Origin of the sequence: Streptomyces sp. NPDC005722, from assembly GCF_040630935.1 — a bacterium.
Lineage (GTDB): Bacteria > Actinomycetota > Actinomycetes > Streptomycetales > Streptomycetaceae > Actinacidiphila.
The window spans coordinates 1-7284 of record NZ_JBEXYN010000095.1; the positions used below are offsets into that span (position 1 = coordinate 1).

Here is a 7284-nt window from a genome sequence, read left to right on the forward strand (position 1 = left end):
GGTCCGCTTCGCGGACCGGTGAACCCCTGCACTTCGTTTCGGGGTTGGGCCCCTTCGGTGCGGGGCTGGCCTCACTTCGTTCGGCCTGCCCCTTACCGGGCCCTGGTGGGCTTTCGCTTCGCTCCAGCCCCCACTGCGTGCTGACGCACGCTCATGGGCAGGCGCGCTGCGCTTGCCTGACTGGCTCTCGGCTTCGCCTCAAGCCTGAGGGGCCCGCTGACGCGGGCCCGGCTGGCTACGGGGAAGCTGAGGTGGTGTGCATCTGCAGGTGATGCAGCATGTAGAAATAGGGAAACGGGGCCACCCCCTCAGGGAGGCCGCCCCGCCCCCCGGGAACGCCCGGGGTCCTGCCGTGCTCGTGCTCCACGCAGGGGGCGCTGACGCTGCCTCACCCTCCCACACGGGCCGCGATCCCAGCGTGCCCCCGCACCGCGCCGGGCCCACGACCCGGCGCCTCCTCCTCCTCCCCCCATGGCCAGCGCAGCGCACCCCCGCGGCTTCCGCCACCCGAGGACGAACCTGAAACCGCCGGCCACCACCCCACACTCACCAACACAAGCAGGCCCACACAGGAGAAGTCAGACCAACAGCCCAACCAGAAAACCCACTTGGCCAGCTAAAACAGCCAACCTCCCAGCAGGTCGATGCAAGGGATAGTGCAAGAGATGATGCAAGGGATAACGCAAGGGATAGCGCAGCAGATCTTGCCCCGGGGCGGCTGTGCTATTCGGGCTGGGTCACCGTCAGGGCCCACCGGATGTTCTCATCCGACGCGTCGACCCCCACCGAGAAGGACCCTGACCCCACCACACCAGCGTCCATCGTCACCGAACCCACGCCCGGAGTACCGGCCGGGCAGTCAACCGAGAACCCGGCCACCTGCTTCCCCTGCCAGCGCATCGTCACCACCACACTGCCCCCACTCTCGCTCTCGCAGGCAACCGTGAGCACCGTCGGCAGTCTCTCCCACGCTCCCCCAGACACCGCACCCCCATCCCCCCGCCACTCCTGAACCCACAGCAGACCCTCCGGCCCCGGATGTGGAAGAAGATCCCCTGCCGTCACGAGCGCAGCTACGCGGCCCGTACCAGGCACGCCAGCGGAGCCGGCTGCTCCTGCGGCCTCCGCCATCGCCGGGGCCGCCCCGGCCACCGCACAGGCCGCCAGCACCGCAGCCACCGTGACTCTCCTCATGCCCTTCACGCCTGCCTCTCCCCGATCGTCTGTCATGACACGAACATCCTGACCTCCACCACCGACAATCCAGCTCGTCCGAGTCCGAGCACGGCAAGACCGTGATGGATGCCCGGCCGGAGCGTTTTTGGGTTTGGAGCCTGACTGCCTGCCTTGTCAGCCGTCCAATGGTTCGGTAGGACTGCTCGGGTGACTGATCATCGAAGCTTTGCGCGCACTGTCATAGCGCTGTCGTTGGCTGTGCTCGCCGCCTGCGCAGTGGCCGTGACGATCAAGGTGACCACCGGTCCGATCCCAGTCGAACCACCGCGTGTGCTGGACCAGACAGCGCTGGAGAAGCAGGTGGCGGGTCAAGTCGGCGGCCTGAAGCAGAACAACCCCGCCGCCTACGTGGACTGCCCCCTGTCCGTCGTGGTCAAGGTAGGCACCAAGTTCGACTGCACCGTCTACGGCGAAACCAACCCTGAGAGGGTGGAAGTCGAGATCACCAGCGATCAAGGCGACCTCACCGTGACGTCGTAGTACAAGGCGAGATGTGCCCTGCGTCAACACGCTGAGGCGTGGCGACCAGGCCGTTAGCCAGATTCGACCCGCCGTCACAGTCCCAGCCGCATGATGACCGTGGTGGCTCCGCCGTGTCTCCCCCGTCCCAGCGGGGCCACACCGGCTCCTGGAGACGACATCAACGCGAGGACAGACCATGCGGGTGGACGACCGGCACCTCACTGAAGAGGCGGCGAACCTCCGGCGCCGCCCGCCAATGCCACGCCCGCGAGGGGGTCAACGGGTGCCCAGGAAGCACGTTGAGCAGTTCACCGAGGAACGACGCCAGGAACGCGACAGCCTCCGCATGCGCTGGTAGCAGCCACAGCATGGGGAAAGCCGGGCCGTCCGTACCAGGAGGGCCTGGCCCGCCCCTGTGCGGCTCCGTGAGCGGCACGCCGACACAAGGCAGCAATCCCCGCGCTGTCGCTGCCGTCCCTCGCTATCCAGGGAGCGGCCAGCTCGCTTCGTCGTCACTCATCGCGGTGTAGACGGTGAGGCAGGATGCGACGACATCGACCTCCGAAGGCCCTACGATCCGCAGACGCACCAACTCCGGGAGATCGGCAGAACGGTCGATGAGACCCATGGCATCGGCAGGCCAGGGGTGTGGCAGCCGCGGAAGATAGTCCAGCAGGATTTCGTCAATGAACGAGTTCTCGGCCGCGACCGGATCTCCCGTCTCGACGCGGTGCACATAGGTAAGCGAGACCACGACGTCCGGCTGGTACGAACCCTCCCTGAGGAAGACATCCACACAGTCACCGTCCTCCACGGCCCCGAACGAGACCCGTTCGACGAAGTAGCTCACGCACCGCGCAAGCATGCGGCCGGCCCTCAGACAGCGATTCTTGAACTCATCCCCCGCCTCGACTGCATCACTCACGGTCAGAGGCTAGGACTCACTGCCGGCCACGTCGACCCCAGCGATCAGATCTCCTGGGAGTGAATCGGGCTTCCTCCGACCTGCGATTTCTAGGGCGAGTAGCACTGCGATCTGCAGAAAGCCGGTCAGGGGTTGTCAGCGTTGGTCGCCCCTGGGCGACCTCGGACGACCCAGTGACAGCCCGGGTCACGTCTATGAGGCCTCGGCCGGCAGTCCAGCGCCGTGGAGTCGCGCCCACGCGTGTAGAAGTCCCTCTGCCAGCCAGTGGCCGTTCATCGAAGCGATGTCCTCGGCTGTGCGGCCCTCTTTATCGCGAACGGTGAAATCCACGTGGGCAATGAGCAGGTAAGCGACGCAGTCGACGTATGCCCGACCCCTGCGCCGGACCTTGCCCTGCTGCTTCCACACGGACCAACACCGCACGATCATCCGGCCCCTGCCGTTCAGGCAGGGGCCGGGGGCATTGTGGTGCTGGCCCGCTGCCCACGCCCCGAACCCGACGCGGTGACGGTACCGCCGCGGTGTCCACGGACCTGCTGCCGTGGCAGGGCGGCGGCACGGATCGCCGGCAGGGTCTGCGGACGCAGGTTCGACCGCGTGCGGGTCAGCCGCCCGTCAGGAACCCGCCGGCCTGCAGCACAGAGCCCATCACGGACTGGTCCTGGAGCCCGGATGTGCTCGAGCGGGTCGCCCGCAAGGCGCGCCGGGCACGAAGTTGGCTGATCGGTCGCCGACTGTAACGAGAGTGCCAGGAATCCCGGGCCGAGCAACTACACCCCGTCACTTGCGCCCCGTGGTCGTTCCTGCGGCCCGGGGCGGTGTCATGCCCGCCAGGGCCCGGACAGCGCGCGCCGAAGTCGGGACGGCGCTGCAGCCCGCGGCGTGAGCCCAGTGGCGGCCGCCGGATTGCGGCATCCCGGCGTCAGGGGCGTGGACACCGGCCGATGTACCGCGGGAAGCCCTCGAGGCATCAACCCCGGCAGGGTCTGAAAGTCCTGCCGGTATTCCGAGCAGGCGCCTGCCGGCCCTGTGAGCTGCACGGCAGGTACGTGATCGCATGGCCTGCTCGGTTTCAGCCGCGCAACCAACCGAGCAGGCCATGCGCACGCCGCTCGCGTTCCCGCTCGGCCTCTGCCTCGGCCCGTTCTCGGTCCAGGCACTCACGCCGGCTGCGGCAGGACGGGCACGGTGTTCCGGGCACCGGGCCAGCATCGTGCTCGTCGTCGTAGTCGTCGGGGTCGACGTCGGTGCCGCAGGTCGGGCAGAGCCACGACTGTGCCTGCCGGCGGAGTTCTTCTCGTTGCCGGCGAGCCTGTTCGGCAGCCTGCCGGACGGCACGTCGCTGCTCATGGCGCCGGCTGTGGGCGCGGTGGTCGTCGGGGTTGTCCAGGGCGTCCGTGAACGCCTCGTGGACGCTGTGGCCGAAGCGCCACCACACCGGCCCGTGCGGGCCGTCAGCGGCCAGCATGTCCAGCGTGGTGACCAGCACGGGCACCGTGCCGTGATAGTCGCGCCAGCCGTCCGGCGTCCCCGCAGCGTCGGTGTGGGAGTCGGCGTGCCATCTGCCCTGCCAGTACGCGGCCGAGAGGCGGGCCACCTCACTCATCCGGCGTTGCAGAGCCGGGGTGCCGACCCGTTTGGTGAAGACGATCGCCACCGGCGGATAGCCCCCACGGCCCGAATCCGACCATCGTGTCAACCACAGCGGGACCATGTCCCCTACGCGGTGGCCGGCCGTAGTGCGCTGGAAAAAGCGGTGGTAGCGGGCGATCTTGTCCGCCAGCACAGCAGCCGGTTCGGTGTGATTGTCGACCTCCACGAACAACACCGGCACCTGGTCCTGCGGCGCGGTCAGCACCGCGTCCGCCCGCAGACTGCCCCTGCCAGGCGCGGCGAAGGATCCGGTGACCGGGAGGATCACCTCCGTCGTCCAGCCGCGTAGCGTGCCCAGGCCGCGAGGCCGGACAGGAAGGCGTCGTGGCCCCGGCCGGACCGCCGGACCCGGCCCCGGTCCGGGCCCAGGGTCAGGGCCGGGGCCGGGGCCGGGGCCGGGGGCAGGCTTGGCGCCACGGGCGAGGGCGGCCCTTTCGGTGCGGGCGACCCCGGTACCGGCCACAGGCCCGGCTTCGCCGCCCAGGTACGGACCGCGGGAGAGGGAGTGGGTGGGCTGCGGTGGCAACTGCCCGAACGCATCAATGGTGTCGGTCACTCTCAGCGCATGAGCAGCGCCGGCCATCGCCGCCTGCCGGGCGGTACCGCCCATCTCCTTGGGTGGGCGGCCCAGTTCGCTTGCGGCCGCCGCCAGCCCGGCCGAGGTCAGGTTCCACACCTGCTCCGCCACCGGCCTGCCCGACCTGCCGGGCCGGTTCGCCGAGCCCACCGACTCCACCAGCCCCGCCGCCTTCAGGTCCTTGCACGCGTTGCGGACCGTCTGCGCATCCGCCGTCCCCGGCAGCACCAACTGCCGTAACTGCCCGGCCGTGGCAACCTTCACCACCCCCAGCGCCAGCAACACCAGCCCCCGCACCCGGGCCGTCGACCCATACGGCCACCGCCTGCTCCCCGTCACCCCGACACCGCCTCCCCGTCGCCGCTCCGCATCCCCACCGGCCGCCCACACGACGGCCGCACTGCTCCCCGGCCGTTGCCGGTGCGCGGCCGGTGGCCGCGCACCGACACCCCAAGGGCCGGGCGGGCACCCCGGGCCCACCGCACAAGCCCACAACAACCACTCCACCACCCACCACTGACACACAAGGACAGGCGTAAAGGGCTGTCACCCCCACCGCCACCCACACAAACAGCCCCTGACCTGCGCCGATACCAACCCGGACGCGGAAGATCACCGTAGGGGACGACATAGGGAACACCGTAGGCAACCCTGTAGGGAGCGCTACAGGGGCGACAGACGCTTCGGCACACCGCCCCGACACCCAGCCCGGACTCGCTCAGCCGCAACAAGCCCACGAGGCGACGACCCCAACTTCACGGGTGCCGGCTACATCGCGGGTACCGGCCCTGCTGCCGCGCGGGCGTGTGTCAGGCGTTGCGAGTACTCGCGTCACCGCTAGCGGCATTGGTGCTCGCCGGTTGGCGCGTGCAGGTGGTTTACCGCCTCACCAGCCGGGCGGGGTCGATGTCCACAGGGAACGGCTCGGTCACTGCCGTGGTCTGGCCGGCCTGGACCAGCCGGTCGCTGTAGGCGCCGTGCTCGAGGTGCCCGAGGTACAGCCGCGGAGCGGGCTCCAGTTCAAGGCGCCAGTAGTGCTCGATCCCTGCTGCCGCATACAGTGCCGGCTTCATCTTCCGGTCCGCGACGCGGGTGGAGGGAGAGGCGATCTCCACGACGGCGATGACGTCCTGGGCATGCACGGTCACACCGGACAGGTCCACACCCTCGTCCACGACGGCCAGGCCCGGGATCATCAGGCCCTCCGGTACGAGAACGTTGACCGCGTCGAAAACCAGCACCGGAGCCTTCGCGGCCTCTGCCACCTGCTCGAGCAGGACGTGAAGGCGGTGGGAGGCCCACCGGTGCGCAAGGCCTGGCGCGGGGCTCATCATCAGCGCGCCCCCGACCAGCCCGATCCGGTTCCGCGGGTCCTCGGGCAGAGCCAGAACATCATCCACGGTCCACGGCCCGTAACGGTCAGCGGCGGCAATGCTCACGCCCCCTTCACCTCCCCGGCCTGCCATGCCCCCAGCCTGGCCCAGCAACAAGACGGCAGCCGAGCCGCCACATACAAGGAGCACGGATCACTGAGCCCGGGCAAGCAGCAACCGCGACCCGGCATGACCTCAGATTCACAATCAGGGACAACCAGTGGCGCGGTGACGTTCCGCACAGCGCGGCTACCTGCGGTGGTGAGTAAATCCCGCTCCTCACCGGTGAGTAACGGCACTCACCAACGCAAGATGATGCCCGATTGTGATCTTTCACCCCCCTTTTCGGTGAGCAAATCGGTGAGTGCCACCGGGCTTCATGGATGACACCACCCCGCATCCACCAGCCCCGGGAGCCCACATGGCCACGCCCGCGCACCCACCTGCCACCCCCACCGACACCGCCACCGCCACCGACACCCCCACCGACACCGCCACCGCCACCGCCAGGCCGGGCCTACCCGGCCCGTTCCGAAAGCGGCCAGAGCGCCCCGTACGCGACACGGTCAGCCCGGACACCGGCCCCACCCACAGCCGCAGCCGCAGCCGCACCACACGACGGTGGCCACCGCGGAACAGACACGCGTCGGCCGACCGATCGAAGAAGACCGGCCCGACCTCGCTGCGGGACCGGCCCAGGCCGGCACGAGACGCCCAACCGGCACCCGCCCCCACAAGGCGGCGCGCCGCCGCCGGCATCAAGCTCCGCGAGTGGACAGGCCCCGCAGCCAGCGCGGGACGGCACGCCGCAGGCACAGCCGCCCAGGCATCCGACCCAGGCGAAGACCGCCCGACGGCCACACACCACCACGCTCCTGGGAGTGCAGCACAGCCACCACTGCCACCACGTGCAGATACCGCTGCTGCCGGCCCGACCACACCCGAACGAGCAGGTGACGGCCAGTGAGGAAACTACCCACCCGGCCCCCACGATTCGTCGCCGTCGACAACCGCGCCGTCGACGACCAGCGCCTGAGCGTCCTGGACATCGGACTGCT

At 69.5% G+C, this 7284-nt stretch carries 4 protein-coding genes; 1 reads left to right on the top strand and 3 read right to left on the bottom strand.

Annotated elements, in window-relative coordinates; translation table 11 throughout:
* Window positions 1-1383 precede the first annotated feature (1383 nt).
* Window positions 1384-1716 carry a DUF4333 domain-containing protein gene (locus tag ABZ479_RS41330; RefSeq protein ID WP_500338825.1) on the top strand — a complete coding sequence of 111 codons (333 nt, stop codon included), beginning with the start codon at window positions 1384-1386 and terminating at the stop codon, window positions 1714-1716.
* 463 nt (window positions 1717-2179) lie between these two features.
* On the opposite strand, the gene ABZ479_RS41335 is transcribed toward ABZ479_RS41330, so the two are convergent.
* The 3 genes from ABZ479_RS41335 to ABZ479_RS41345 all read right to left on the bottom strand — a co-directional run bounded on the left by ABZ479_RS41335 (window position 2180) and on the right by ABZ479_RS41345 (window position 6292).
* Window positions 2180-2623, bottom strand: a complete 444-nt coding sequence (locus ABZ479_RS41335) for a hypothetical protein (protein ID WP_500466400.1) — start codon at window positions 2621-2623, stop codon at window positions 2180-2182.
* Window positions 2624-3695: 1072 nt separating this feature from the next.
* Complete coding sequence (locus ABZ479_RS41340) at window positions 3696-5138, bottom strand: replication-relaxation family protein (RefSeq protein ID WP_500466401.1); 1443 nt, start codon at window positions 5136-5138, stop codon at window positions 3696-3698.
* A gap of 593 nt (window positions 5139-5731) precedes the next feature.
* On the bottom strand, window positions 5732-6292 hold the full coding sequence (locus ABZ479_RS41345; protein WP_500466402.1) for a Uma2 family endonuclease: 561 nt from the start codon (window positions 6290-6292) through the stop codon (window positions 5732-5734).
* Window positions 6293-7284 lie beyond the last annotated feature (992 nt).